The organism is Nonomuraea sp. B12E4, from assembly GCF_039871825.1.
GTDB lineage: Bacteria > Actinomycetota > Actinomycetes > Streptosporangiales > Streptosporangiaceae > Nonomuraea.
In genome coordinates this window covers 529,403-555,298 of the sequence record NZ_JBDPME010000002.1, presented here as the reverse complement: position 1 = coordinate 555,298, position 25,896 = coordinate 529,403, and the positions used below count along the sequence as shown (strand labels likewise).

Below are 25,896 nucleotides of genomic sequence, written 5' to 3'. Positions count from 1 at the left end.
GCGGACACGATCACTCGGTCACAGGCCGAACACGGCGCGGGCGGTGCCCGCGCGCAGCATGTCGCGATCGTCCGGTGGGAGGCTCGCCTCGGTGACGCGCAGCAGCTCGTACGAGCGGTCGAAGTGAGGGCTGCCCCCGGCGTACATGACGCGGTGCGCGCCGAACTCCCCCACCACCGACTCGATGAAATCCTGGCGGTACACCCCGGTGGTGGTCAGCACGGTGTTGGCCGCGCGTTCCAGGGCGAGCCGGGCGTCGGTCTGGCCGAGCCCGCTGATGTTGAACTGGCCCCCGTTGGTGAGGACGAAGGTCGTCTCCGGGTGACGGCAGGCCACGTCGGCGATCTGCAAGGGTTCGGACACCCAGGGATGACCGGCGGCCACGACGACGGGACAGCCGGACTCTGCGGCCACCCTGAGCACCGGGCCGACCCGCGGGTCGTTGATTTGGAAGACCTCCTCCCACGGGTGCAGGAACAGCCCGGACAGGCGCAGGGTCTCCAGGCAGCGGCGCAACTCGGCGGCCGCGTCCGGCCGGTTCGGATCGACGCGCGCCAGCCCGCGGACGGATTCCGGGTGCTCGGCGGCGCAGGCGGCGACGCCGTCGTTGCCCGCTTCCAGCCGGTAGTCCAGGGGGCGGCCGGTCACCGCCACCGTGAGGTCTATTCCGGCCGCCCCGGGGCCGGACAGCAGCTCGTTCTCGGTCTGGGCCGGCCCGAACAGGTTGGGGCCGGCGAAGGCCAGCGCGTCCACGGTGCCGATCATGCGCGCACCGCCGCGAGCAGCCGGCGCATGTTCGCTCCCAGCACGGCGCGTTGTGCCTCGGTGTCGAGGCCGGCGGCGATCACCTTGCGAATCTCCAACCTGGGCGGACATCCCGGCCCGTCGCTTCCATAGATCACCCGGTCGGCGCCGATCCGCTGGACCGCCTCGCGGATGGCCGCCGGGTACGGCATAGCCGAGGTCTCCAGCACCACGTTCGGCAGCCGTTCAGCCACCTCGATCGCCTCCCGTACGTGGAAGAACCCGCCCATGTGCCCGAGGATGACGGTCGCCTCGGGCACGCGGCGGGCCGCCTCGGCGATCGCCAGCGGAGTGGTCATCGGCTCGTCACCGCAGTGGAACAGGACCGGCGCGTTGCGCTCGGCGGCCAGCTCCAGCACCCGCAGCGTGGACGGGCCGGCCGGGTGGTCCAGGGTCCCGACCGGGTGCAGCTTGACGCCCTTCATGCCGAGCTCGCCCAGCGCCCGGTCGATGATCCGCGGCATCTCCTCCTGATACCAGGGATGTACGCGGACGAACCCGATGAGCCGATCCGGATACCGGCCGACGACCTGGGCGAGATAGTCGAGGGCCTGCGGGTTGTAACCGGGATATTCGGTGTAGGTCATGACGACCGCCTGCCGGATGCCCGCCTCGTCGAGCAGCGCGACCAGCTTGCCGGGCGGGTCGATCCAGCCCAGCGCCGGCACCTCGTCGACGTGGGTATGGCCGTCGAGGATGTCGTCGACATCAGGGAGAATGCTCAAGATCCGTACCTCTCCACAATGCGCTCGTTGAGTCGGATGCTGACGGGACTGTCCAGCGGGCGGGCCGCCACGGCCGCCACCGTGGACCCGCGGGCCACGATCCGCGTCGTCACGACGTAGCCGACCAGCACGATCACCAGTGACGTCAGGTTGGGGACGCTCGCCATCGGCAGCAGGTTGTAGAGGCCGAATCCGGCGATCGTCCAGGCGATGGCCACCCAGTTGAAGCCATGCCAGTACCAGTACGGCCCGGTGCGGTCGAAGAGCGCGCCGACGTCGAGCCGCATCTTCTTGAGAATGACGTAGTCGGCGATCAGCACGCCGGCGATCGGCGCGAAGATGCTGCCCATCGTGGTCATGAGCCCGGAGTACTCGTTGATGACCTCGGGCACCAGGGAGAGCGCCACCCCGAGCACCGACACCGCGAGCGTCGCCCAGAACCGGCCCAGCCGTACGAAGATGTTGCTCACCGACAGCCCGCCGGTGTAGAGGTTCAGCACGTTGATGGTCCAGTTGTCCAGCACCACCAGCACCAGGATCAGCAGCAGCGCCGGCGGAGAGGAGATCCGGGCGAGCACGTCCCAGGCGTTGCCGTTGGCCGCGTGCGTGGCGGCGACCGCGTACGCGCCGAGCATGCTGGCGATCGCGGTGCCGGCCACCGCCGCGAGCATGGTGCCGAACTGCATGTCGAACCGCCCCCGGGAGTAGCGGCAGAAGTCGGCGGCGTCGGTCACCATCGAATACCAGGCGGAGGCGACCGTGTTGATCCACAACGCCAGCAGCGGCCACTGCCAGCCGATGTCGCCGGCCCAGCCGAAGACGTCCAGGCCCGCGTACGAGCCCGCGGGCTGCGTGATCAGCAGGTACATCAGGTAGGCGGTGATGACGATCTTCAACGGGAACGCGAACCGGGACAGGAGCTTCAGCGGCCCGTAACCCACGGTCGCCACCAGCACCTGGAAGACGGCGAACACGACGCTCACCGCCTGCACCGGCAGCCGTACTCCCCACAACTGCTCCACCACCGAGATGATCGCCAGCGCTCCCGCGATCGTCTGGAAGGCGAACCAGAACACCGACGAGATCGTCCGCACCACCGAGGGGAGCCACCGGGATCCCCGCAGGCCGTAGGCCATGCGGGTGGCCACCTGGCCGGGGATGCCATAGTCCACGCCGACCGTCGCCATGATCACATAAACGCCGAAGGCGATGACGATGCCGAGGATCGAGGCCACCATCGCTCCCCAGAAGGGCAACCCGGCCGCCACCGCGGTGCCCGCCGTCAACACCGTGCCCGGATTGACCAGGAAGTTCAGCACGATGACAAAGAGGTCGTACCAGGCGACGGTTTTCTTGTCCTCGGGGATCGGCTCGATCCCGAACTGCTCCACGCCTGCCGGTTGCCGGTGTCGCCGGGCGAGTTGCTGCTCCAGGGTTGCGTCTTCGGTCATCCGGGGTGCCTCCAGATTCGGTGAACGGTGGTCGGACGGCGGGCAGGTCAGAACGACGGTGGTGTCACGGCGCCGATGATCTCCGCGTCCTCGCCACTGCGGTTGTGCCACCAGTGCGGGAGCGAGCCGCGTCGGTGATGGCCCGGCTCAGCGGGTGGGCAGCACCTGGATCGTGTCACCCACCGGCCGCTCGCCCGTCGCGTCCGACGGGCGGTTGACCAGGGCGCCGTTCACCGCCATGGCGGAGGAGCCGCCCCCGTCGAGGTTGAGCGCGTCGACCGCGCCCAGAGAGCGCATGAAGGCCGCGCCCTCGGCGAGCGTGAAGCCCTCGCTGCCGCCGCTGAGCCGGCCGTCCACGGTCACCAGTAGCAGCCGGCCGCGCCGGTCGATGCCGGCCATGGTGCGGGGCTGGCGGCTGTTCGCCCAGGCGAAGCCGAACGACAGGTCCTGCGGGTCGAGGACGCCCTCCGTGGCGGCGTCGATGCGGGTACGCCCGTCCTCCACCAGCGTCGGGCCGGCGCTGACGATGCTGTCGCGGGCGTGCAGCGTCACCTTGCGGCCGTGCTCGTCGCGGATGTCCTCCGTGACGGAGAGCTTCCGGCCGGGCTTCGCGTGCTCGGTGAGCCAGCCGGCCGCGCCGCCGATGCCCTGCAGCACGGTCTGGCCGGGCGCGACGGTGCCGGTCCTGTCGCCGACCGACACGACCCGGTCCTTGGCGTCCAGCACCACCTGCACGCCGTCGCCGGTCGGCAGGGCGGTGGCGTAGTCGTCGGTGAACTTCACCAGCTCGTCGGCCGTGGTGCAGGTGGTGTCGTGGCGCGGGTCGGCGGTGGGGACCGCGCCCGGCCGGCCGCAGTTGCGCAGGCGTCCTGGCGTGCGGTTGATGCCCTCGACGGCGTGTTCGGCGCGGCCGGCGCGGGCCGTCACGGTGGTGCTGAGGTCGGCGATCCGGGTACGCCGGCCGCCGTCCCCGAGGATCAGCGCCGCCCGCGATCCCACCGCCATCGAGGTGAGCTCCCCGTCGTAGGCACCGATGCCCGCCATGATGCCGGGTACGCCGTCGGCGGCGGAGGTGACGAAGAAGCCGCCGTTGACGCCCACCAGCGAGCCCAGCCTGGCCGCCACCGCGGAGGTCGTCTCCCGGTCGGCCACGTTGTCGCCGTGCGTGGCCTCGACCGCGCCGCGGAACCGGCGCGGGTCGATGACCGCGACGCTGATGTTCTCCACGTCGGCCGCCTGGTCGACGTCATAGCCGGTCCACTCCACGACGTTGCGGAGTCCCGCGGCCGTGACCTGCGAGGCCACGCTCCGCGCCGCGTCCTGGGTCGGGAAGGACCCGACCCGGACGCGTACGCCCATGAGGCCGTGCGGCGTGTCGGCGTAGTCCGGCCAGGGGACACCGGCCACCACCGGGTCGAGACCGGCGGCGCGCAGGCGGTCGGCGGTCTGCGACGCCCACGCCTCCGTGCCCACGGCGGCCCACGCCTGGGCGCCGGTGTAGCGCGCCTTCACCTCGGCCTGCACGGTGATCGTCCAACTGGGCGTGGCGGCGGGGTTCTTGAGGGTCCCGGTGCGCACCTCCACCCCCGGCGCGACCGTCCGCGTCGTCCACTGCGGCGCGGTGCCGCCGGCGGACGCGGACGGGGACGGGGACGGCGCGGCGGGGGTGTCCGCGGCGGCCACCCCGGGGATCGACAGAGGCGCCACGACGGCCAGCGCCGCCACGCCGAGCAGGAGCCGCGCGCGACAGCGGCGATCGCTGCGATGACTGTTGTCCATGACACATCCTTAGACTCGATAAACGCCCGGGTGAAGTGACCGGTTCAGGGCGATATGACCGAGTCGGCAGTCCAGCGTGTTCAGGCGAACGCCGGGGCGGAACCAGGCGTGTGGCGGTGAACGGGAGAATGAATGATCGGTAGCGGCCGGTGACCGTCCGATGTGATCGCTCGCATGTGGCGATGACGCGCACGGAGGCCGCACCGGTCCAGCCGGTGGGCACTCCGGGAGCTCGGGGGTGGTCGATCTGGGCGACGCCGGCGTCCGGCGGGCCGGGCCGCCGTCATTCCACCCCGAAGCCGCCTTCGAGCCGGTGGCGGGAGCCGGGGTGGAGCAGGCGGGCCGTGCTCACCAGGACGTCCTTCGACCAGGTGCGGCGGCGGACGAGCAGGCACGGCTCGTGGCGGCCGACGCGCAGCAGGCGCCGCTCGGCGGCGTCGGCGACGACCGCCTCGACGATGTGCTCGCCGCGGGTGAGCGGGGCCACCTCGTTGAGGTAGGCGTGCGGGGTCTCGCGGGTGAAGTCGCGCTCCAGATAGCTGGGCGCGGCGGCGGGGTTGACCAGGCGGTCTTCGAGCTGGATCGGCAGGTCGTCCTCGAAGTGGACGATGAGCGAGCGGAACACGGTCGGCCCGGCCGCCGCCCGCAGGTCCGCGTCGGCCGCCTCGGCGGGCTCCTCGCGTACGTGAACGACCTCGGTGCGGTGGCGGTGCCCGCGCCGCCGCACGTCGTCGGCGATGTTGCGCACCTCCAGCAGGGCGGAGGCGGCCTTGGGCACGGCGACGAACGTGCCCACGCCGGCCCGCCGCACGATCAGGCCCTCGTGGGTCAGCTCGCGCAGCGCCCGGTTGATCGTCATGCGGGACAGGCCGAGCGCGCCGACGAGCTGGAGCTCGGACGGGAGCTGCTGACCGTGTGCCCAGCGGCCCGAGCGGACGCCGGCGGCGATGACGTTCTTGACCCGCTCGTAGGCCGGAACGGAGGCCGGCCCGGCCTCCTGGAACCTGGCAGCGAGCTCGACCACAGTGATGGGCGCCACGGCCTTCCGATCCTCGGGGACGGGGGACGGGCGGATGTCCCGGCCCGGTGGCCCGAATTTTATCCGGACCCAGGGCTGGCCCGCTGTATATACAGGACTGTACATTCCTCCCATCCCCTTTTCCCCACAGCGCGACGAGGCGCGAGAGGCGGACCGTCATGAAACAGCAAGCACCCCCGGGTCCGGCTCCCGCCGTGGAACGCCGGACGATCGACGTGATTCCCGACGCCGAGCGGCACGGCTCCCCGCGCAGCCAGTTCACACTCTGGTTCGGCGCGAACATGCAGATCACGGCGATCGTGGACGGCGCGCTGGCCGTCGTCTTCGGCGCCGACGCCCTCTGGGCCATCGTGGCCCTGCTGATCGGAAACGTGCTGGGCGGCATCGTGATGGCGCTGCACTCCGCCCAGGGGCCGCGACTCGGCCTGCCGCAGATGATCTCCAGCCGGGCGCAGTTCGGCGTGCTCGGTGCGGTCCTGCCGCTCGTGCTGGTCGTGCTCATGTATCTCGGGTTCGCCGCCACCGGCAGCGTGCTGGCCGGGCAGGCGCTCGCCCGGATCCTGCACGTCCCGGCGACCGCCGGCATCCTGATCTTCGGCGCGCTGACCGTGGTCGTGGCGGTGACCGGCTACCGGCTCATCCACACCGTGGGCCGGATCGCGACCGTCATGGGCCTGCTCGGCCTGGGCTACCTGCTGATCGCCCTGTTCACCAAATACGACGTGGGCTCGGTCGTGGGGGTCAAGGGGTTCGACGCGCCGACGTTCCTGCTGGCCGTGGGGCTGGGCGCGGGCTGGCAGCTCACCTTCGGCCCGTACGTGGCCGACTACTCGCGCTACCTGCCGCGCGAGACGAGCGAGCGGAGCACCTTCTGGTCCACGTTGGCGGGCAGCGTGATCGGGTCGCAGTGGGCGATGACGCTGGGCGCGCTGATCGCCGCGGTCTCCGGTGACGCGTTCGTCGGCGACCAGGTCGGCTTCGTCGGCGAGCTGGCCGGGCCGGCCGCGGTCGCGCTGCTGATCTATCTCGTGATCGTGGTCGGCAAGCTGACCGTCAACACGCTCAACGCCTACGGCGGGTTCATGTGCGTGCTGACGACGGTGACCGCCTTCAGCGGCCGCTCGCGGATCTCGCAGGCGGCCCGCGCGTGGTACATCGTGGGCTTCACCGCCGTGTCGGTCGTGGTCGCGGTCGCGGCCAGCACCGACTTCCTGGCCAACTTCAAGAACTTCGTGCTGCTGCTGCTCATGGTGTTCACGCCGTGGAGCGCGATCAACCTGACCGACTACTACCTGGTCTCCAAGGAGCGGGTGGACATCCCCGCCCTGTACGACCCGGCGGGCCGCTACCGCCGGTGGAATGTGACCGCGCTGGTCAGCTATGCCTTCGGCGTGCTGATCCAGATCCCGTTCCTGGCACAGGCGCTCTACACCGGGCCGATCACCGAGCTGCTCGGCGGCGCCGACATCTCCTGGATCGTCGGCCTGGCCGCCACCGCGGCGCTCTACTACCCGTGGGCCAGGCGGACCGCGAACCCGCCCGCCGCGATGGTCTATCCGTCGGAGGCGACGCCGCCCATGCGGCGGCTGAGCTCCTGAGCCGTCCGGATGACCCGGTCGGCGATGACCCGGCGCTGCCCGCCGTCCACCTCCTCGGTGGGGAACGTCACCGCCACGCCGGCCACCGGATGCCCCCGGTGGTCGGGGACGGCGGCGGCGATCGAGGAGAAGCCCGGGGTGACCTCGCCCTCCTCGGTGGCGTGCCCGCGCCGGCGGACCTCGGACAGCAGGCCGCGCAGCTCCGGCAGCGACCGGGGGCCCGCCTCGCCGCGCCGCACGAACGCCGACGCGTCCGGGAACAACGCCCTGACCTGGCCGGGCGGCAGGCCCGCCAGGACTGCCCGGCCGCTGGCGGTCAGGTGCGCGGGCAGGCGCACGCCGACCTCGGTGACCAGCGGGGGGCGGCCGGGCGCGCGTTCCTCAACGACGTAGAGCACCTCGCGGCCGTGCGGCACCGCCAGGTGGGCGCTGTGCCCGGTGCGGTCGACGAGCCGGGCCAGCGGCGCGCGCGCCAGCCGCTGCAGGGGTGCCTGCCGTACGTAGCCGGAGCCGAGCTCGAACGCGCTCACCCCCAGCCCATAACGCCGCTCCTCCGCGAGGTGCACCACGAAGCCGTTGCGGATCAGCGTGTCCAGCAGGTGGTACGTGGTCGACCGCGGCAACCCCACGTCACGCGCGATGGCCGCGGCCGAGGCGGGCCCGGCCCGCGCCGCCAGATAACGCAGGATCGCCAGCACCTGGTCGGCGGCGGGCACGATCGACATGCTGGAAGCGTACCCAAGTGTCTGATATCCCAGACAAAAGATGATCCAGACGGCTGGTACGACCCCCTGGCCTGGGGATTTTCTAGAAACAGACGCAGGACCGAAGGGAAGACATCATGGAAGGCGCACGCCCCGTCAGGGCTCCGCGCGGCACCGAGCCGACCGCTCTGGGCTGGCCGCAGGAGGCCGCGCTGCGGATGCTGCAGAACAACCTCGACCCCGAGGTCGCCGAGCACCCCGACGACCTGGTCGTCTACGGCGGCACCGGCCGCGCCGCCCGCGACTGGCGCTCGTTCGACGCGATGGTCCGCACGCTGAGCACGCTGAAGGCCGACGAGACGATGCTCGTCCAGTCGGGCCGGCCGGTCGGCGTGATGACCACCCACGAGTGGGCCCCGCGCGTGCTCATCGCCAACTCCAACCTGGTCGGCGACTGGGCCACCTGGGAGGAGTTCCGCCGGCTTGAGGCGGCCGGGCTCACGATGTACGGCCAGATGACCGCCGGTTCGTGGATCTACATCGGCACGCAGGGCATCCTGCAGGGCACGTACGAGACGTTCGCCGCGGTCGCGGCCAGGAAGTTCGGCGGCTCGCTGGCCGGAACGATCACGCTCACGGCGGGGCTCGGCGGGATGGGCGGAGCCCAGCCCCTGGCCGTCACCATGAACGGCGGCGTGGCGATCTGCGTCGAGTGCGACCCGTCCCGCATCCAGCGCCGGCTCGACCACGGCTATCTCGACGTGCGCGCCGACGACCTGGAGCACGCGCTGCGGCTGGCCATCGAGGCCCGCGACGCCCGCCGCCCGCTGTCCATCGGCCTGCTCGGCAACGCCGCCGACGTGCTGCCGCGGATGCTCGCCGAGGGCGCCCCGATCGACGTCGTGACCGACCAGACCAGCGCCCACGACCCCCTGGCCTACCTGCCGCTCGGCGTCGCCTTCGAGGACATGGCGGCCGAGCGGGACAAGGACCCGGCCGCCTTCACCCGGCGGGCCCGCGAGTCGATGGCCCGGCACGTGGAGGCCATGGTGGGCTTCCTGGACGCCGGGGCGGAGGTGTTCGACTACGGCAACTCGATCCGCGGCGAGGCGAAGCTGGCCGGATACGCGCGGGCCTTCGACTTCCCCGGGTTCGTGCCCGCCTACATCAGGCCGCTGTTCTGCGAGGGCAGGGGCCCGTTCCGGTGGGCCGCGCTGAGCGGTGACCCGGCCGACATCGCCGCGACCGACCGCGCGATCCTCGACCTGTTCCCCGGCAACGAGCCGCTGGCCCGCTGGATCCGCCTGGCCGGGGAGAAGGTGCGCTTCCAGGGGCTGCCGGCGCGCATCTGCTGGCTCGGCTACGGCGAGCGCGACCGGGCCGGCGAGCGGTTCAACGACATGGTGGCCGCGGGCGAGCTCAGGGCCCCGATCGTGATCGGCCGCGACCACCTGGACTGCGGCTCGGTGGCCTCGCCCTACCGGGAGACCGAGGGCATGCGCGACGGCTCCGACGCGATCGCCGACTGGCCGCTGCTCAACGCGATGGTGAACGTGGCCTCGGGCGCGTCGTGGGTGTCGATCCACCACGGCGGCGGGGTCGGCATCGGCCGCTCCCTCCACGCCGGGCAGGTGACCGTGGCCGACGGGTCGGCGCTGGCCGGGGAGAAGATCCGCCGCGTGCTGACCAACGACCCCGGCATGGGCGTCATCCGGCACGTGGACGCCGGATACGAGCGCGCCGAGGAGGTCGCCCACGACACCGGCGTACGCGTCCCCATGCGGGAGTCCTGATGCCGGGCTCGTTCGGGGAGATGTGGGCGGAGCTGCTGCCGGTGGGGCGGCACTCCGGGTCCGGCGGATACCGGCGCTACGCCTGGACCGGGGCGGACGCCGAATGCCGCGACTGGTTCCGCGAGCAGGCGGCGGCCCGCGGCCTGGCCTACGAGGTGGACCGCAACGGCAACCAGTGGGCCTGGCTCGGCGACCCGGCGGCCGGGGACGCGGTGGTGACCGGCTCGCACCTGGACTCGGTGCCCGACGGCGGCGCGTTCGACGGGCCGCTCGGCGTGGTGTCGGCGTTCGCCGCGCTCGACGGGCTGCGGGCGCGCGGCGCGCGGCCCACCCGGCCGGTCGCCGTGGTGAACTTCGGCGACGAGGAGGGCGCCCGGTTCGGGGTGGCCTGCGTGGGTTCGCGGCTGGCCACCGGGCGGCTCACCCCCGAGCAGGCGGCCGGGCTGCGGGACGCCGACGGGGTGTCACTGCCGCAGGCGATGGAGCGGGCCGGACACGACCCGGAGGCGATCGGGCCGGACGACGAGCGGCTGGCCCGCGTCGGCGTCTTCGTCGAGCTCCACGTCGAGCAGGGCCGCCACCTCGGCGACACCGCGTCCCCGGTGGGCGTGGCCTCGGCGATCTGGCCGCACGGGCGCTGGCGCTTCGACTTCCGGGGCGAGGCCAACCACGCCGGCACCACCCGGATGGAGCACCGGCACGACCCGATGCCCGCCTACGCCGCGACTGTGCTGGCCGCACGGGAGCACGCCGCGGCGGCGGGGGCGCTGGCCACCTTCGGGAAGCTGAGCGTGGCGCCGAACGGCGTCAACGCCGTCCCGAGCCTGGTGCGGGCCTGGCTGGACGCCCGGGCCGCCGACGAGCCCACACTCGGCCGGGTCGTCGGCGCGATCGAGCGCTCCGCCCGGGAGCACGCCGCCCGGGAGGGAGGCGAGGTGGAGCTGGTCCGCGAGTCGTTCACGCCGGTCGTGGACTTCGCGCCGGCGCTGCGGGACGAGCTGGTCGGGCTGCTGGCCGCGCGGCCTTACGAGGTGCCGGTGCTGCCCACGGGAGCCGGGCACGACGCGGGCATCCTGGCCGCGAAGGTGCCCGCCGCGATGCTGTTCGTCCGCAATCCCACGGGCGTCTCCCACTCCCCCGCCGAGCACGCCCGCGAGGACGACTGCCTGGCCGGGGTGGAGGCGCTCACCGACGTGCTGGCGGGGCTGGCGTGCCGGTGACGTACTGGGCCGAGCACGCCTGGACCGGCGGCGCGGTCGCCTCCGGGGTCGTGATCGAGACGGCCGGGGAGCGGATCGCGGCCGTGCGGACGGGGGTCGCCGCGCCCCCGCCCGGGGCGGAGCGGCTGCCGGGGCTGACCGTGCCGGGGCTGGCCAACGCCCACTCGCACGCCTTCCACCGGGCGCTGCGCGGCTTCGTCCAGCGTGGCTCCGGCACGTTCTGGACCTGGCGCGAGACCATGTACGGCGTGTCCGCCCGCCTTGACCCCGGCTCCTACCTGGAGCTGGCGCGGGCGGTCTACGCGGAGATGGCGCTGGCCGGGATCACCTGCGTGGGCGAGTTCCACTACCTGCACCACGCGCCGGGCGGCCGCCCGTACGCGGAGCCTAACTCCATGGGCGAGGCGCTGATCGAGGCGGCGGCGCGGGCCGGGATCCGGATCACCCTGCTGGACACGTGCTACCTGGCGGCAGGCTTCGGCACGCCGCCCGAGCAGCACCAGCTCCGCTTCAGCGACGGCGACGCGGCGGCCTGGGCCGCCCGGGCGGCGGAGCTGAAGGAGCGGCCGCACGCCCGGATCGGCGCGGCCGTGCACTCGGTCCGCGCGGTGCCGGCCGACCAGATCGCGCCGGTCGCCGAGTGGGCCGCCGAGCGGCAGGCGCCGCTGCACGTCCACCTGTCCGAGCAGCCCGCCGAGAACGAGGCGTGCCTGGCCGCCCACGGCCGCACGCCGACCGGGCTGCTGGCCGAGCGGGGCGCGCTCGGCCCCCGCACGTCGGCGGTCCACGCCACCCACCTCACCGGCGCCGACCTCGGGCTGCTCGGCGGCTCGGGCACCACCGTGTGCCTGTGCCCCACCACCGAACGGGACCTGGCCGACGGCATCGGCCCCGCGGCCGACCTGGCCCGCGCCGGGTCGCCGCTGACCCTCGGCAGCGACAGCCACGCCGTCATCGACCTGTTCGAGGAGGCGCGGGCCATGGAGCTGGACGAGCGGCTGCGGACGCGGCGGCGCGGCCACTGGAGCGCCGCCGCGCTGCTGCGCGCGGCCACCCTGGACGGGCACGCGTCGCTGGGCTGGCCCGAGGCGGGCCGGATCGAGGCGGGCGCGCTCGCGGACCTCGCCACGGTCGCGCTCGACTCGGTGCGCACGGCCGGCCCGCCGCCGTCGCTCGGCGCGGAGACCGCGGTGTTCGCCGCGACCGCCGCCGACGTGCGCCACGTCGTGGTCGGCGGGCGTACGGTCGTGCGCGACGGCGTCCACCTGACGGCCGGCGACGTGCCGGGGGCGCTGGCCCGCGCCGTTGACCGCCTCGTCACCACCTGACGAAAGGAAGATCGCCTCTCATGTCCGTCGCCATCACCGGCATCGGCAGCCTGCTGACCAACGATCCCGAGCTGGGCACGATCACGGACGCCGCCGTCGTGTTCGACGGCGACCGGGTCGCCTGGGCCGGACCCGCCTCCCGGGTCCCGGAAGCCGACGAGCGGGTGGACGCGGGCGGCCGGGCCGCGCTTCCCGGCTTCGTCGACTCGCACTCCCACCTGGTGTTCGCCGGTGACCGCACCGCCGAGTTCAACGCCCGGATGTCGGGGCGGCCGTACACGGCGGGCGGCATCCGCACCACCGTGGCCGCCACCCGCGCCGCCACCGACGCCGACCTGTCCGCCAACGTCGCCCGCTACGTGCGGGAGGCCCTGCGGCAGGGGACGACCACGATCGAGTGCAAGTCCGGCTACGGGCTGACGGTCGAGGACGAGGCGCGGTCGCTGCGGATCGCCGGCGAGCACACCGACGAGGTCACCTACCTGGGCGCGCACGTGGTGCCGGCGGAGTACGCCGAGGACCCGGACGCCTACGTGGCGCTCGTGACCGGCCCCATGCTGGAGGCGTGCGCGCCGCACGCCCGCTGGGTGGACGTCTTCTGCGAGCGTGGCGCCTTCGACGGCGACCAGGCCCGTGCCGTGCTGGCCGCCGGGGTGCAGGCCGGGCTGGTCCCGCGCGTGCACGCCAACCAGCTCGGTCCCGGCCCCGGCGTGCGGCTCGCCGTGGAGCTGGGCGCGGCCTCCGCCGACCACTGCACCCATCTCGACGACGCCGACGTGGACGCGCTCGCGAGCGGCTCGACGGTGGCGACGCTGCTGCCGGGCGCGGAGTTCTCCACCCGGGCCCGGTATCCGGACGCGCGCCGTCTGCTCGACGCCGGGGTGACGGTGGCGCTGTCCACCGACTGCAACCCGGGGTCTAGCTTCACCAGCTCGATGCCGTTCTGCGTGGCGATCGCCGTACGAGAGATGGGGATGACCCCGGACGAGGCGGCCACCGCGGCCACGCTGGGCGGGGCCAGGGCGCTGCGGCGCGAGGACGTGGGCCGCCTCTCCCCCGGCTGCCGCGCCGACCTGGTCCTGCTCGACGCGCCGAGCCACGTCCACCTCGCCTACCGCCCGGGGGTGCCGCTGGTGTCGGCCGTCTGGCGCGGAGGGGTCCGCCAGCCCCTCTGAGCCGGGCTCCCCGGCCCGCTGAGCCGAGCCCTCAGCGCCCCGGGCCGGGGCTCGGGGCGCCGGTTACAGCGCCTGGACCAAGGCCACGATCACGGCGGTCAGCGCGACCGGCCCCATCACGGCCACCGTCACCACGGTCGCGCGGTTGCCGGGCAGCAGCCGGGCGAGGCCCCGCGCGGCGGTCCGCCGCGCCGGGCCCGCCCCGGGCAGGACGAACAGTCCCAGCGTGAAGGCGCCCGCGGCCAGCGACTCCGCGTGGCCGGCGCTCAGGACGGCGGCCATGTGCAGCAGGCCCGCGGCGACGGTGCCGAACGCGAGCGCCAGGACCATGTGGCCGACCGTCATGAGCGCGGTCACGAGCAGTTCCCGCCGGTCCTCGGCGAAGTAGTATTCGACTGCGCGCAGCACCAGCCAGATCGCCGCCGCCAGCAGGCCCACGCCGACCGGCATGACGACGGTCATCGCGATCAGCGTCACGAGCATGAGCACCCCGACGAAGTCGCTGCCCCGCAGGAACCGCCGCAGGTCGAAGGGCTCCCTGGGAGGCGGCGGGGCCGGGCGGCGCTCCTCCGGCCGGTCGGCCTGCCGGGTCGGCGCCACGGCGGGCGAATGGTCCTCCTCCTGCCGCCGCGCCGAGTAGTCGACCGGCGGGAGCAGGTCGGAGACGATGTCCATGGTCAGCGTACGCTCGGCGAGCCGCGTGCCCCCGCCCCGGCGGGGCGCCGGATCGAGCGCCCCGGCCAGCCGCAGCAGCTCCCCGGCGCTCGGCCGGGCCGCCGGATCGACCTGCAGCGCCCGGCCCAGCCAGTCGCGCAGCCACGCCGGCGCCTTGTCGAGCCGCGCCCGCCCTTCCATGGTGTTGAAGCAGACCGCCTCGAACGACCCCGTCCCGAACGGAGGCTGCCCGGTGGCGGCGAAGAACACCGTCGAGGCCAGCGCGTGCACGTCGGCCGCCTGGGTGATCTCGGCGGCGCGGATGATCTCCGGCGCCAGGAAGCCCGGCGTGCCGACGATCATCCCGGTCTGCGTCAGCCGGGAGGCGTTGACCAGATGCGCGATGCCGAAGTCGATGACCAGCGGCTCGCCGTCGACCATCATGACGTTGGACGGCTTGAGGTCCCGGTGGATCACGCCGGCCGCGTGGATGCCGACCAACGCCTGACACAGCCCGCGGGCGAGCTTGATGACCTCGCCGGCCGGCATGGGGCCGTTGGCCAGCACGGTGTCCTCTAGCGTGCGGCCCGCGGCGAACCGGGTCACCACGTACGGCCGGTCGCCCGTCAGCTCGGCGTCGATCACCTCGGCCACGTACGGGCTGCGCACCCGCCGCATGGTCTCCACCTCACGGGACAGCCGGTCGCGCGCCTTGAGATCGGCGGCGACGTACGGGTGCAGCACCTTGATCGCGACTTCCCGGCCCCCTCCGTCGAGCCCCAGGTGGACGACCCCCATGCCGCCCTCGCCGATCTTCCCGATCACCCGGTACGGGCCGAGATGCTCCTGCGTCTGAGCGCTCATTCCCGACGTCATCCTCCGTGGTTCCTCCTGGGCCGCCGTGCTCGCCCGCGAGGCGGGCCCGGCTATTTTCCCGCACTGCGTCCTTGACTGCACATTAGGCAACGAACGGAGCGAGCGCGCGGGCATCGGGCTTCAGGAGTGCGGCGGATCACCCGAGCAGCGAGTGCCGCCGGCCGTAGGAGAAGTAGATGAACGCTCCGACCGCGAACCAGGCGGCGAAGCGCAGCCACGTCAGCGGATCCAGGAAGGTGATCAGCCAGAGCGAGAAGAGCGCCCCGACGGCCGGCACCACCGGCATCCCCGGCGTGCGGAACGAGCGGCCCCGTGCGTCCGCTCTGCCCTCCCGCGGTGAGGGCAGTCCTCACGGGGGCGCGGGGTCACCCGCGCGAGGTGCGGATGGTCAGATCTCCGTAGGCGAGGTCCCCGGTGAGCCGGACGTGCGGCCGGCCGGTGCGCGCGGCCTCGCACTTCACGCTGCCCCACTTGGTACGCACCCCGTCGACGTCCGCGCTCGCCCCGGCGGGCAGGATGATCGTGGCGGAGCCGTACGGGAGCCGGAGCTCGATGTCGACCTCGGAATGGGGGAAGTGGGCCCGCGAGAGGTCGAGCCGCACCTTGCCGTATTTCGAGTCGATCCGCAGCAGGCGCGGGACCCGCCACTCGCCCTCGCGCACGATGCTGCCGCCCTTGGACCTCAGGCGGACCGTGTCGTCCGCCAGGTCACCCGCAGGGCCGCCCGGACCGTCCGGCAGGTCGGAGGTGACCGCGCGCAGGCCGTCGTGGGAGCGCTCGGTGAGCGCCCGTTCGAGCCGCAGTTCAAGCTCGCCGGCCGTGAGGCGGCCCTCGGCGAAGGCCACCTGCAGCCGCTGGACGGTCCGGTCGCGGTCCGCGTCGGAGGCGCGCACCAGGGGTGCCACGGCCGCCGTCTCCTCGTGCGGGATCACTGGCTGACCGCCCTCTTGTAGAGCCGCCTGGCCAGCGGCACGAACACGGCGAGGAGCACGAGCGACCACAGCAGCGCCGCCGGCACCGCGTGCCGCAGCGGCCAGGCGTCGGGCACGGGCATGGCCGCACTGGTGTTGCCGAACAGCTCGCGGGCGGCCTGGATGAGCGTGGAGACCGGGCTCCACTCGGCGATCGGCTTCAGCGGCCCGGGCAGGCGCGAGCTGTCGACGAACGCGTTGGACAGGAAGACCAGCGGGAGCGACACGAGGGTGGCCACGTTGTTGAACACCTCGGGCGTGCGCAGGGCCAGCGCCACCGTCGCCGTCACCCAGGAGAAGGCGTACGCGAACAGCAACAGCAACAGGAAGCCCAGCAACGCTTCGAGCGGCGAGGAGTGGACTCGCCACCCGACCACCAGCCCCACCAGGATCATCGTGACGATGCTGGTCACGTTGGTGATCAGGTCGCTGACGGTCTGGCCGGTCAGCACCGCCGACGGTGACATCGGCAGGGTGCGGAACCGGTCGAAGATGCCCTTCTGCAGGTCCTGGGTGAGGGTGTAGCCGGTGATCTGCGCGCTCGTGGTGATCGTCATGACGAAGATGCCGGGGAGCATGTATTCCGCGTAGGACATGCCGGGCAGCTCGATCATGCTGCCGAAGACGTAGGTGAACAGCAGCACGAACACGATCGGCAGCAGGACGACGCCGCCCAGCATGTCGGGCGCTCGCCTGATCTTCAACGCGTTGCGCTTGGTGATGGTCATGCCGTCGGCGATCGCCATCTGGAGGGTGTTCATCGGACGGTCTCCTTGATCTTGTCGTCGGTCTCGTGCCCCGTGAGGGTCAGGAACACGTCGTCCAGGGTCGGGCGGCGCAGGCCGGCATCGCGTACGGTGATCCGCTCGGCGGCCAGGTGGCCGAGCGCGCTGGTGAGCGCGGCCGCGCCGCCGGAGACCGGGACCGTCACCCGCAGGGCGGCGAGGTCGGCCTGGATGTCCCCGACGGCCAGCGGCGCGAGCGTCCGCCGGGCGGTCTCCAGGTCGGCGGCGCTCGTCATCGACAGCTCGATCCGGTCTCCGCCCACCTGGTCCTTGAGCTGGTCGGCGGTGCCGAGTGCGATCACGTGGCCGTGGTCGACCACCGCGATGCGGTCGGCGAGCCGGTCGGCCTCCTCCATGTACTGGGTGGTGAGCAGCACCGTCGTGCCGTCCGCGACGCGCTCGGCGATGATCTCCCACAGGCTCGCCCGGGCCCGCGGGTCGAGGCCGGTGGTGGGCTCGTCGAGGAACAGCACCGGCGGGGCGGCGACCAGTGCGCCGGCCAGGTCCAGCCGGCGGCGCATGCCGCCCGAGTAGCCCTGCACCGGGCGGTCGCCCGCCTCGGTCAGGTCGAAACGCTCCAGCAGCTCGCGGGCGCGCTGCTTGGCGCGCCTGACGCCCAGATGGTAGAGGCGGCCGACCATCTCCAGGTTCTCGGCCCCGGTGAGGTGCTCGTCGACGGCGGCGTACTGGCCGGAGGCGCCGATGTGGGCGCGCAACCGGCGCGCGTCCTCGACGACGTCGAACCCTGCCACCATGGCGTGCCCGGCGTCCGGTTTCAGGAGTGTGGTCAGGATGCGCACGGTGGTCGTCTTGCCGGCGCCGTTCGGGCCGAGCAGCCCGAACACCGTGCCTTCCGGGACGGTCAGGTCCATCCCGTCGAGGGCGACGACGTCGCCGTACTTCTTGGTCAGGCCCTCGGCCACGATCGCGGCTGGCATGGGAATCTCCTTCTCGGTTTGTCAGGAACGGTGGATGACGATGTCGCCGTACGTGGTGTGCGCCCGCACCTCGACGATCCGGTCGGCCTCGCCGGGGCCGTCGCTGGAGTCCAGGGAGACGTCCACGGTGCCGTATTTCGAGCTCACGTCCAGCCACGCGGCGGTGCCCTCCTGGATCCCGAGCTCCAGCCCGCCGCCGGTGGTCTCCATGACGACCGAGCCGGACGCCACCTCGCCGATCTGGATGCTGCCGTAGGCGGTCTTGGCGACGACGCCGGCCAGGGCGCGGTCGACGGTGCTGTCGCCGTGGGCGGAGCTCAGCCGCAGCTCGCCGGTCACCTCGCCGAGGCGGACGTCGCCGTGCGAGGTCCTGATCGCCGCCGTGCCGTCGATCTCCTCGACGCGGATGGCGCCGTGGGCCGAGGTGACCTCGGCGTGCCCGGACGCATGGCCGACCGAGACGTCGCCGTACGTGCTCTTCAGCCGCAGCCGCCCGGCCCGCTCGACCTCGATGTCGCCGTAGGAGGTGACGAACGACACCTCACCGAGCGCGCCCCGGCAGCGCAGGCTCGCCGCGGCCTTGGCATCGACGCGGGAGCCCGCCGGCAGGTCGATCGTCACGTCGACCGAGCCCGGGCCGAGCACCAGCGAACGCGCCCAGCGCGTGGGCGACTCCACCAGCTTGTCGAGCGACAGCCCCCAGCCGAGGGCCGAGCCGCCCCCGTGCTCCCGGTCCGTCCGCACGGTGAGCCTGCCGTTGGCGTAGTCGACCCGCGTGCGCTGGGCGGCCTGCACGTCGGCCTCGTTGAACTGGTCGTCCGGGCGGACCTCGACGACGGTGTCGGTGCGGTCGCTCGCGTTGATCCGGATGGTGGCGGTCGCCATGTCGATGACGGCGACGATGGGTTGTGGGGTGTCGAAGGCCGGCATGGTGATCTCCTCGTCATGAGTCGGCGTGGCCATCAGCGCGCCCATCCGCTGTAGCTGCTCCCGGTCTGCCGGGTCCCGCCGCGGCCCGGGCGGCGGCGGGGCTCGGGTTCGAGTGCGGCGGAGATGACGCGGACCAGCCAGGAGTTGGTCGACAGCCCCTCCGCGGCGGCCGCCTCCTCGATGCGTGGCTTGAGGGACTCCGGGACCCGGAGCGAGATCCGGGACGTCCCGCCCTCGTCGTCCGGCGGTGGCGGCGGGGCGGCCGGCCGGTCGGGCCGCGCGGCCTCGCCCTCCTCCTCCAGCGATCGGGTGCCGGGCGGCCGGGTCACGACGAAGTCGGGGTCGCGTCCGCGCAGGCGCACCTCGACCGAGCCCGGGGTGAGGTCCTGGGTGATTTCGTCGGCGGCGGCCGCCAGGGCCTCCAGCAGGGCGAGCCGGGCGGCCGACTCGAGTGTCGCGGCGAGCCGCTCGGCCAGCGCGCGGGCTTCCTCGCCGCCCGCGCCGGCGGCGAGAGCGAGCTCCCGGCGGAGGTGGTCGACATACGGCGCAAGGTCCATGACGCCACTATGACATCATCATGGCGCCATAGCAATCGCACAGCGGGCCGGAGATGATGTCACCCCGGCGTCACGCTAGGGCCTGCCCCACCTTTTCCTGGCCGGTGTCCCTGATCGTGGCCGTGGGGCCGTGATCGGCAAGCTGTAGCCGTGAAACGGATTGTGATTCCTGTGACCATCGCCGGCCTGTTGGTCGCCGCCGTTCCGTACGGCGCCCAGGCGGCGGAGAAGATCGACCGGATGCCGTGCGCGCAGGGGCAGGGGGTCCCGTGTCGTGCGGCCTGGACCCGGCCGACCTCGGGTCCTCCCTGATGAAGGGGTGGCCCGGCAAGGGCGGTGACATCACGGCGAACGTCGCCTGGGCGCGCCGGGTCGCGCAGGCGTGCGCCCGCGACGGCGGGGACGTGCTGCGCGGCATGAGCACGCGGACCGAGGCCAGGGACATCGACAGCCTGCGCGCCGCGCTGGGTGAGCCGAAGCTGTCCTACTGGGGTGTCTCCTACGGCACCTACGTGGGCGCGGTCTACGCGACCATGTTCCCGCGGCGTACGGACCGGGTGGTGCTCGACAGCAACGACGACCCCGACCACCGCAGGTATTCGGACGTCACGCCGCCAAGGCTGCGGCAGCGGCTCCCTGATGGCGTGGGAAGTCGACAGGCCTCCGCGGGCGGTCGGCCGCCCTGTCGTGGCGGGTCAGCCGGTGCGTAGTTCGGCCAGGACGCTCTCCAGGGTGACGCGGCCGGTGAGCAGTTCGGGGGTGGGGGCCACGTAGAGGAGGAGTGAGGTGACGCCGTCACGGAGGAAGGGGAGGATCCGGTCGCGGCATTCGGCCGGCGAGCCGTGCCGATCGCGGCAAAGGCGGAGCCGCAACCGCCAAAAAGCATTACCCGGCTTTTCCGGGCCCGGCCGAGAGAAAAGCATCAGCGCAATGTAATGGGCCGGTCGCGGGCCCGGACGTCCAATTAACGAAATCTGTCAAGTGATCTGGACGGGCCTAGTCGGGGCGCATATTTTCGGAGGGCCGGTACCTCGGCACCCTCGCAAAAGGCAGGAGCGTCATGAACCATCAGCCTTCGCAGGACCAGGGACTCACTCGACGTCAGGCACTCGCGGGAGCGGCGGCCGTCGGCGGCACACCACTCATCATCGGAGCCGCGGCGGCTCCGGCATCGGCATCGGCGGCGACCGGAAACGGCGGCCACGCACCCGCCACCGAATTACGCCGCATGCTGCGCGAGATAAGCGCCCAGAACATCAAGCGAACGGTTTTGAAGCTTGTCTCGTTCGGCACCCGGAACACCCTTTCCGCGCAGGACGACCCCACCCGTGGCATCGGCGCGGCCAGGGACTGGCTGTTCGAGGAGTTCACGAAGGCGGCGGCGCCCTCGGGCGGCCGGATGACCGTGGAGTTGCAGTCCTTCATCCAGCCGGCCCAACCTCCCCGCTACCCGCAGCCGATCCCGGTCACCAACGTCGTGGCGACGTTGCACGGGTCCCAGGCCGAGTCGGCCGGCCGTACGTACGTGGTGAGCGGGCACTACGACTCGATGCCCACCGGGGTCGCCGACTTCGCCACCGACGCGCCGGGAGCCAACGACGACGCCTCCGGGGTGGCCGCCGTACTGGAGATGGCCAGGGTGATGGCGACCAGGAAGTTCGACGCCACCATCGTCTTCATGGCGGTCGCCGGCGAGGAGCAGGGCCTGTGGGGCTCCACCTACTTCGCCGAGCAGGCCAAGCAGCAGAACCGCAACATCGCCGGCATGTTCACCAACGACATCATCGGCAGCTCCGTGGGGCAGAACGGCATCCGTGACCCGTACACGGTGCGGATCTTCGCCGAGGGGCTGGCCGAGACGCCGGCGGCGGCCGAGGCCGACTGGCGGCGGTTCGGCGGCGGCGAGACCGAGTCGCTCGCGCGCCAGCTCGCCAGGTACGTCAAGGAGGTCGCCGAGAACGACTCGACCCGCATGAAAGTGAAGATGATCTACCGTCGTGACCGGTTCGGGCGGGGCGGCGACCACATCCCGTTCCTGGAGCAGGGCTACGCGGCGGCGCGGTTCACCGAGATCAACGAGGACTGGCGCCATCAGCACCAGAACGTCCGGGTGGAGAACGGCGTGCAGATCGGTGACCTGCCCGAGTTCTGCGACTTCGACTACATCGCCCGGGTGGCCCGGGTGAACGCCATCTCGCTCGCCTCGCTGGCACTCGCCCCGGCCGCGCCCAGCGGCGCGAGGATGGACACGAGCGGCTTCGACACCGACACCACGCTGACCTGGGTCGCCAACACCGAGCCCGACCTGGCCGGCTACGAGGTCATGATGCGGGCGACGACCGAACCGGAATGGACGAAGACCATCGAGGTCGGCAACGTCACCACGGTCAGCCTGAAGAACATCTTCAAGGACAACTACTTCTTCGGCGTACGAGCGGTCGACAAGGCGGGCAACCGCAGCCCGGTCAGCTTCCCCGGCCGGTAGCGAACCGGACGTTCCCGGGCCGCGCCTGGCGGACCGGACTCACCCCTGCGGCGGGCGCTGCCCCGGCGACCGCCCGCCGCGGCCCGGGACCGGAGAAGCGCGCACCCGCGAGCCGGGCGGCGGCGAGGTCACTTCTGCTCCTGCATGGTGACGGTCACGGTGCTCTCCTTGCCGTCCCGCTGGTAGGTGACCTCCACCTGCTGGCCCACCTTGAAGCCGCGGACCTGGCCGACGACCGTGTCCCCGCCCTCGACCGGCGTGTGACCGATCTTGGTGATCACGTCACCCGGCTTCAGCCCCGCCTTCTCCGCCGGGCTGCCCGCCGCCACCTCGCGGACGAGCGCCCCCGCCACCGAGCCGGTGGCGTCGGCGACGGTGACCCCCAGGTAGACGTGGCTCACCTTGCCCTTGCTGATGAGCTGGTCGGCGACCTGCTTGGCGGTGTTGACCGGGATCGCGAAACCGAGGTTCACCCCGTCGGGGGCGACGGCGCTGTTGATGCCCACCAGCTCACCGCTGGCGTTGACCAGGGCGCCGCCGGAGTTGCCGGGGTTGATCGCCGCGTCGGTCTGGATCATGCCGCCCAGCGTGGTGGTCTCGCCCTCCCGCTGCTGGCCGCCCCAGCCCGGGGGCAGTTGCGGCTGCTGCGGGGCGTCCCCGGAGGTCACGGTACGGTCCAGCGCGCTGATGATGCCCGACGTCACCGTACCGTCCAGGCCCAGCGGACTGCCGATGGCCAGCACCTCGTCACCGACCTTGAGCTGGTCGCTGTCGCCCAGCGTCGCCTTGGCCAGCCCCGACACCCCCTCGGCCTTGATCACCGCGAGGTCGGTGAGCGGGTCGGTGCCGACCACGCTCGCCTGGGCGGTCCTGCCGTCGCTGAACTTCACCGTGAGCCGGCCGTTCTGCCCGGCGACGACGTGGTTGTTGGTGAGGATCAGCCCGTCCGCCGACAGCACCACGCCGGAACCCCCGGCGGTCTGCCCGTCGATCATCACCACCGACGGCTGCACGATCTCGGCCACCTGCGCGACCGTGTAGCGCTCGGAGGCCGACTGGAAGACCGGGCCGGGGCCGGCGGGGGCGCCGGCCGCCGGCACCACCCGGCCGGCGTCGGCGAGATAGGCCCCCATGGCGCCGCCCCCGAGCGCCGATACCCCGAGCGCGACGACGGCGCCCAGCGCGAGCCCGACCACCGCCGTACGCGTGAGGACGAACCCCGGCTGCCGCTGCGGAGCGGGCGGCGGGACCACCGGCGGCCCCTGCCGGTGGAAGCCCCCGGCAGCGGGCGGCCTGCTCCCGAACTGGCTCCAACCACCAGTTTCGGGCTCACGAGGTGCGTTCGCGTCCATTGTCATCTCCTTGGGTCAATGCGCTCATCGAACACCAAGGCGTGTTTGCTCCCTGTTAGCACACTGCTGACAACCTCGGTCAGCTCTGGCCGGCCCCGTCGAGCAGCGCGGCCAGGCGGGTGCGGCCAGGAAGCAGCCTGTACGTTGCCACCGGGGCCTGGCACGGCCGGCCTCGGGGAGTCCCGGCGACGCTCGTGCGGAGGGAGGCGTTCGGGGCGCCGTCATCCGGGTTCGAGCCGTTCGGTGTCCGGCGGCACCGGGGTGAGCAGGATCTCGCGCAGCAGGGTGCGCGCGGCCGGGGTGAGCGGGCGGGTGGCGTCCCAGTGCACCGCCACCCGCCGGCCGCCGGGCGCGTCGAGGCGACGCACCCGCACGCCGCGGGTGTCGGCCGTCGCCACGGCCAACCGGTTGGTCACGCCGATCCCGAGGTTGGCGCGTACCAGGGAGATCAGCGTCTGTGGCTGGTTGGTGGCCTGTACGGCCTTGGGCTCGAAGCCCTGCGCCCGGAACGCCTGGTAGGTCTCGAACCCGAGCTCCTCCGCCGAGCCGAGCCGGCCGATCGTGATGAGCGGGAACGCCGCCACGGCGGCCACCGGCAACGGGTCGGGTAATTCCGCCAGCGGGTGGCCCGGAGGGTGCACGACCGCGAGCGTCTCGTGCCACAGCGGCCGCCAGCGTACCGAGGGCCCGGCGGGCGGCGCCATCGGGCGCAGGTAGACGTCGATCTCACCGGCGGTCAGGGCCGCGTCCAGCTCCAGCGTCGCCCGCTCGACGAGCACGACCTTGATGGCGGGCCGGGTGCGTGCCAGGTGTTCGAGCAGCCCCGGCACGAACGCCGCGCCGGCGCTCGGATAGCTGCCCAGCGTGACCAGGCCGCGAGCGGAGCCGCGCCGCGCGGCCATCGCCTCCTCCGCGCTGCCGAGCTGGCTCAGGATGGCGCGGGCGTGCTCGGCGAGCACCGCGCCCGCCTCGGTCAGCTCCACCGGCCGCTTGCTACGGTCGAACAGCGAGACGCCCGCCTCGCGCTCCAGCGCGGCCACGTGCGTGCTCACCCTGGGCTGTGAGCGGTGCACGGCCTCGGCGGCCGCGCTGAAACCTCCGGTGTCGATGACGCCGAGGAACGAGACGAACCATTCGAGACGGAGTTCCGGTCGCAACATGAACCATGCTCTAACCCAGCCCGGCGAAGCCAACAAGGCCCGGCCGCGGATGCGAATGAGCCGGGATCCGTTTTCCGAATATTCGTATACATAACGTGCGCTTAACACGAAACCTGGTCACTCATAGGCTCGCTTTCATCCCGGCCGTCGCGGAACAAGCCCACCTCTCCCTGCGGAAACAAGCCCCCCACCTCCCCTTGCCGTCCGCTTCCGTGTGCCCGTGGACGGTGGAACACCCCGAGGAGCGTGCATGACCGCATCCCCCGCCCTGAACACGACACCCGCGGGACGGGTCAGATGGACGATGATCTGGCTCGCCTTCGGCTCCATCACGATCAACTACCTCGACCGCGCCAACCTCGGGGTGGCGCTGCCGTACATGACCGAGGACCTCGACCTGTCCAACACCGCCACCGGGCTGCTGCTCGGGGCCTTCTTCTGGACGTACGCCGCCTTCCTGCCGGGGGCGGGGTGGCTCGTGGACCGGTTCGGGCCGCGCAGGATGATGGCCTTCGCCCTGGGCGCCTGGTCGATCGCCACCATGCTGGTCGGCGCGGCCACCGGGTTCGTGGTGCTGCTGCTGGTCCGGCTGCTGCTCGGGGCCGTCGAGTCGCCCGCGTACCCGTCGAGCTCGCAGGTGGTCGCGCGCTGGTTCCCCACCCGCGAGCGGGGCATGGCCGCCTCGATCTTCGACAGCGGCGGCCGGGCCGGCACGGCGTTCGCGCTGCCGATCACCACCGCCGTGGTCGCGGTGCTCGGCTGGCGTGGCTCGTTCGTCGCGGCCGGCGTGGTCGGGCTGATCTACTGCGCGATCTGGCTGAGGTTCTACCGCGACCCCGACGAGCACGCGAAGGTCACGCCCGGCGAGCGCGACTACATCCGCGCGGGCGGCGGCATGGAGGCCGGCGAGCAGATGACGCCGATGCCGTGGGCCCGGTTGTTCCGTTACCGCACGGTGTGGGGCATGGTGCTGGGCTTCTTCTGCCTGTCGTTCGTGCTGTACTTCTTCATCACCTGGTTCCCGTCCTACCTGGTGGACGCCCGCGGCTTCGACCTGCTCACGCTGGGCTTCTTCGGGATGATCCCGGCGCTGCTGGCGATCCCCGCGCAGTGGCTCGGCGGCTGGGTGCAGGCGCGGCTGATCAGCCAGGGCCGCAGCGTCACCTACGCCCGCAAGTTCCCGCTGGTGCTCGGGCTGGTCCTGTCCTCGGTGATCGTGCTCGCCGGAATCGTCGAGGAGGCCTGGCTGGCGCTGGCGCTGCTCGCCCTGTCGCAGAGCGCGCTCTGCTTCGCCGCCTCCAGCCTGTGGGCCCTGCCCGTGGACGTCGCCCCCACCACGGCGAACGTCGGGTCACTGGCCGGCATCCAGGGTTTCGCGTCCAACCTGGCCGGGTTCGTCAGCCCGCTCGTCGTGGGCGTCCTGCTGGACGCCTTCGGCGGCTCGTACTTCGTCCCGCTGGCCGTCGCGGGCGGCGTGTCGCTGCTGGGCGCGCTGGTGTACGGCCTGGTCATCCGCAGGATCGTCCCGCTCGGCAGCGACACCCTCACCACGACCTGAGACACCACCGCCCT

Annotated in this window: 24 protein-coding genes; 8 read left to right on the top strand and 16 right to left on the bottom strand. The window is 72.5% G+C overall.

All coding sequences use genetic code 11. The features are described 5' to 3' along the window. Positions 1-18: 18 nt before the first annotated feature. The 5 genes from ABGB18_RS08305 to hutC all read right to left on the bottom strand — a co-directional run bounded on the left by ABGB18_RS08305 (position 19) and on the right by hutC (position 5,798). The gene (locus tag ABGB18_RS08305) at positions 19-765 is read right to left on the bottom strand and encodes an amidohydrolase family protein (protein ID WP_347694781.1); all 747 of its coding nucleotides are present in this window, start codon (positions 763-765) and stop codon (positions 19-21) included. Beyond that, positions 762-1,529, bottom strand: coding sequence for an amidohydrolase family protein (locus tag ABGB18_RS08300; protein ID WP_347694780.1), 768 nt, complete (start codon positions 1,527-1,529; stop codon positions 762-764). Before ABGB18_RS08300 ends, ABGB18_RS08305 begins: the two co-directional genes overlap by 4 nt. Then, the gene (locus tag ABGB18_RS08295) at positions 1,526-2,980 is read right to left on the bottom strand and encodes a cytosine permease (protein ID WP_347694779.1); all 1,455 of its coding nucleotides are present in this window, start codon (positions 2,978-2,980) and stop codon (positions 1,526-1,528) included. The genes ABGB18_RS08300 and ABGB18_RS08295 overlap by 4 nt, the downstream gene beginning before the upstream one ends. A gap of 147 nt (positions 2,981-3,127) precedes the next feature. Continuing rightward, on the bottom strand, positions 3,128-4,759 hold the full coding sequence (locus tag ABGB18_RS08290; protein ID WP_347694778.1) for a phosphodiester glycosidase family protein: 1,632 nt from the start codon (positions 4,757-4,759) through the stop codon (positions 3,128-3,130). Positions 4,760-5,042: 283 nt separating this feature from the next. Beyond that, complete coding sequence (hutC, locus tag ABGB18_RS08285; protein WP_347694777.1) at positions 5,043-5,798, bottom strand: histidine utilization repressor; 756 nt, start codon at positions 5,796-5,798, stop codon at positions 5,043-5,045. 158 nt (positions 5,799-5,956) lie between these two features. Between hutC and ABGB18_RS08280 the strand changes: the two genes are divergently transcribed. Beyond that, complete coding sequence (locus ABGB18_RS08280) at positions 5,957-7,396, top strand: cytosine permease (RefSeq protein WP_347694776.1); 1,440 nt, start codon at positions 5,957-5,959, stop codon at positions 7,394-7,396. Here ABGB18_RS08280 and ABGB18_RS08275 read toward each other — a convergent pair. Then, complete coding sequence (locus ABGB18_RS08275) at positions 7,351-8,121, bottom strand: IclR family transcriptional regulator (RefSeq protein ID WP_347694775.1); 771 nt, start codon at positions 8,119-8,121, stop codon at positions 7,351-7,353. The genes ABGB18_RS08280 and ABGB18_RS08275 overlap by 46 nt on opposite strands. Before the next feature lie 116 nt (positions 8,122-8,237). Here ABGB18_RS08275 and hutU point away from each other — a divergent pair, with 116 nt between their 5' ends. The 4 genes from hutU to hutI are packed head-to-tail and all read left to right on the top strand — an operon-like array spanning position 8,238 to position 13,616. Next, positions 8,238-9,893 (top strand): urocanate hydratase, encoded by a 1,656-nt coding sequence (gene hutU / locus ABGB18_RS08270; RefSeq protein WP_347694774.1) that lies wholly within the window; start codon positions 8,238-8,240, stop codon positions 9,891-9,893. Beyond that, positions 9,893-11,113, top strand: a complete 1,221-nt coding sequence (locus tag ABGB18_RS08265) for an allantoate amidohydrolase (RefSeq protein WP_347694773.1) — start codon at positions 9,893-9,895, stop codon at positions 11,111-11,113. The genes hutU and ABGB18_RS08265 overlap by 1 nt, the downstream gene beginning before the upstream one ends. After that, entirely contained in the window at positions 11,110-12,441 is a 1,332-nt protein-coding gene (locus ABGB18_RS08260) for a formimidoylglutamate deiminase (protein WP_347694890.1), read from the top strand. The genes ABGB18_RS08265 and ABGB18_RS08260 overlap by 4 nt, the downstream gene beginning before the upstream one ends. Positions 12,442-12,461: 20 nt before the next feature. Beyond that, positions 12,462-13,616, top strand: a complete 1,155-nt coding sequence (gene hutI / locus ABGB18_RS08255; RefSeq protein WP_347694772.1) for an imidazolonepropionase — start codon at positions 12,462-12,464, stop codon at positions 13,614-13,616. Positions 13,617-13,679: 63 nt separating this feature from the next. On the opposite strand, the gene ABGB18_RS08250 is transcribed toward hutI, so the two are convergent. The 7 genes from ABGB18_RS08250 to ABGB18_RS08220 form a co-directional block, all read right to left on the bottom strand. After that, positions 13,680-15,134 (bottom strand): serine/threonine-protein kinase, encoded by a 1,455-nt coding sequence (locus ABGB18_RS08250; protein ID WP_347694771.1) that lies wholly within the window; start codon positions 15,132-15,134, stop codon positions 13,680-13,682. A gap of 148 nt (positions 15,135-15,282) precedes the next feature. Further along, on the bottom strand, positions 15,283-15,492 hold the full coding sequence (locus tag ABGB18_RS08245; RefSeq protein WP_347694889.1) for an amino acid permease C-terminal domain-containing protein: 210 nt from the start codon (positions 15,490-15,492) through the stop codon (positions 15,283-15,285). Between the two features lie 19 nt (positions 15,493-15,511). Continuing rightward, a complete protein-coding gene (locus ABGB18_RS08240) occupies positions 15,512-16,051 on the bottom strand; it encodes a DUF1707 domain-containing protein (RefSeq protein ID WP_347694770.1) in 540 nt (179 codons plus the stop codon). Between the two features lie 23 nt (positions 16,052-16,074). After that, a complete protein-coding gene (locus ABGB18_RS08235) occupies positions 16,075-16,878 on the bottom strand; it encodes an ABC transporter permease (protein ID WP_347694769.1) in 804 nt (267 codons plus the stop codon). Beyond that, complete coding sequence (locus tag ABGB18_RS08230) at positions 16,875-17,840, bottom strand: ATP-binding cassette domain-containing protein (protein ID WP_347694768.1); 966 nt, start codon at positions 17,838-17,840, stop codon at positions 16,875-16,877. The genes ABGB18_RS08235 and ABGB18_RS08230 overlap by 4 nt, the downstream gene beginning before the upstream one ends. A 21-nt stretch (positions 17,841-17,861) precedes the next feature. After that, positions 17,862-18,815, bottom strand: a complete 954-nt coding sequence (locus ABGB18_RS08225) for a DUF4097 family beta strand repeat-containing protein (RefSeq protein ID WP_347694767.1) — start codon at positions 18,813-18,815, stop codon at positions 17,862-17,864. Next, entirely contained in the window at positions 18,803-19,327 is a 525-nt protein-coding gene (locus ABGB18_RS08220; protein WP_347694766.1) for a toxin-antitoxin system HicB family antitoxin, read from the bottom strand. Before ABGB18_RS08220 ends, ABGB18_RS08225 begins: the two co-directional genes overlap by 13 nt. Before the next feature lie 269 nt (positions 19,328-19,596). Between ABGB18_RS08220 and ABGB18_RS08215 the strand changes: the two genes are divergently transcribed. Beyond that, positions 19,597-20,037, top strand: a complete 441-nt coding sequence (locus ABGB18_RS08215) for an alpha/beta fold hydrolase (protein ID WP_347694765.1) — start codon at positions 19,597-19,599, stop codon at positions 20,035-20,037. Here ABGB18_RS08215 and ABGB18_RS08210 read toward each other — a convergent pair. Continuing rightward, positions 20,023-20,199, bottom strand: coding sequence for a hypothetical protein (locus ABGB18_RS08210; protein ID WP_347694764.1), 177 nt, complete (start codon positions 20,197-20,199; stop codon positions 20,023-20,025). The two genes, ABGB18_RS08215 and ABGB18_RS08210, sit on opposite strands and share 15 nt — an antisense overlap. A 188-nt stretch (positions 20,200-20,387) precedes the next feature. On the opposite strand from ABGB18_RS08210, the gene ABGB18_RS08205 reads away from it, so the two are divergent. Beyond that, positions 20,388-21,812, top strand: coding sequence for a M28 family metallopeptidase (locus tag ABGB18_RS08205; RefSeq protein WP_347694763.1), 1,425 nt, complete (start codon positions 20,388-20,390; stop codon positions 21,810-21,812). Between the two features lie 128 nt (positions 21,813-21,940). Here the strand turns inward: ABGB18_RS08205 and ABGB18_RS08200 are convergent, their stop codons facing one another. Together ABGB18_RS08200 and ABGB18_RS08195 are read right to left on the bottom strand one after the other, a co-directional pair. Further along, positions 21,941-23,164 (bottom strand): trypsin-like peptidase domain-containing protein, encoded by a 1,224-nt coding sequence (locus ABGB18_RS08200; protein ID WP_347694762.1) that lies wholly within the window; start codon positions 23,162-23,164, stop codon positions 21,941-21,943. A 221-nt stretch (positions 23,165-23,385) separates the two neighbouring features. Then, positions 23,386-24,324 (bottom strand): LysR family transcriptional regulator, encoded by a 939-nt coding sequence (locus tag ABGB18_RS08195; protein WP_347694761.1) that lies wholly within the window; start codon positions 24,322-24,324, stop codon positions 23,386-23,388. A gap of 250 nt (positions 24,325-24,574) precedes the next feature. On the opposite strand from ABGB18_RS08195, the gene ABGB18_RS08190 reads away from it, so the two are divergent. Next, positions 24,575-25,882 carry an MFS transporter gene (locus ABGB18_RS08190; RefSeq protein ID WP_347694760.1) on the top strand — a complete coding sequence of 436 codons (1,308 nt, stop codon included), beginning with the start codon at positions 24,575-24,577 and terminating at the stop codon, positions 25,880-25,882. The last annotated feature ends 14 nt before the right edge of the window (positions 25,883-25,896 follow it).

Bases quoted from the DNA above. Each gene is read 5' to 3' on its own strand.
- ABGB18_RS08275 (WP_347694775.1), bottom strand. From the start codon at position 8,121: ATGTCGATCGTGCCCGCCGCCGACCAGGTGCTGGCGATCCTGCGTTAT.
- ABGB18_RS08220 (WP_347694766.1), bottom strand. From the start codon at position 19,327: ATGGACCTTGCGCCGTATGTCGACCACCTCCGCCGGGAGCTCGCTCTC.
- ABGB18_RS08200 (WP_347694762.1), bottom strand. From the start codon at position 23,164: ATGGACGCGAACGCACCTCGTGAGCCCGAAACTGGTGGTTGGAGCCAG.
- ABGB18_RS08235 (WP_347694769.1), bottom strand. From the start codon at position 16,878: ATGAACACCCTCCAGATGGCGATCGCCGACGGCATGACCATCACCAAG.
- ABGB18_RS08230 (WP_347694768.1), bottom strand. From the start codon at position 17,840: ATGCCAGCCGCGATCGTGGCCGAGGGCCTGACCAAGAAGTACGGCGAC.
- ABGB18_RS08250 (WP_347694771.1), bottom strand. From the start codon at position 15,134: ATGAGCGCTCAGACGCAGGAGCATCTCGGCCCGTACCGGGTGATCGGG.
- ABGB18_RS08190 (WP_347694760.1), top strand. From the start codon at position 24,575: ATGACCGCATCCCCCGCCCTGAACACGACACCCGCGGGACGGGTCAGA.
- ABGB18_RS08290 (WP_347694778.1), bottom strand. From the start codon at position 4,759: ATGGACAACAGTCATCGCAGCGATCGCCGCTGTCGCGCGCGGCTCCTG.
- ABGB18_RS08225 (WP_347694767.1), bottom strand. From the start codon at position 18,815: ATGGGCGCGCTGATGGCCACGCCGACTCATGACGAGGAGATCACCATG.
- ABGB18_RS08295 (WP_347694779.1), bottom strand. From the start codon at position 2,980: ATGACCGAAGACGCAACCCTGGAGCAGCAACTCGCCCGGCGACACCGG.
- hutI (WP_347694772.1), top strand. From the start codon at position 12,462: ATGTCCGTCGCCATCACCGGCATCGGCAGCCTGCTGACCAACGATCCC.
- ABGB18_RS08305 (WP_347694781.1), bottom strand. From the start codon at position 765: ATGATCGGCACCGTGGACGCGCTGGCCTTCGCCGGCCCCAACCTGTTC.
- ABGB18_RS08265 (WP_347694773.1), top strand. From the start codon at position 9,893: ATGCCGGGCTCGTTCGGGGAGATGTGGGCGGAGCTGCTGCCGGTGGGG.
- ABGB18_RS08280 (WP_347694776.1), top strand. From the start codon at position 5,957: ATGAAACAGCAAGCACCCCCGGGTCCGGCTCCCGCCGTGGAACGCCGG.
- ABGB18_RS08195 (WP_347694761.1), bottom strand. From the start codon at position 24,324: ATGTTGCGACCGGAACTCCGTCTCGAATGGTTCGTCTCGTTCCTCGGC.
- ABGB18_RS08205 (WP_347694763.1), top strand. From the start codon at position 20,388: ATGAACCATCAGCCTTCGCAGGACCAGGGACTCACTCGACGTCAGGCA.
- hutU (WP_347694774.1), top strand. From the start codon at position 8,238: ATGGAAGGCGCACGCCCCGTCAGGGCTCCGCGCGGCACCGAGCCGACC.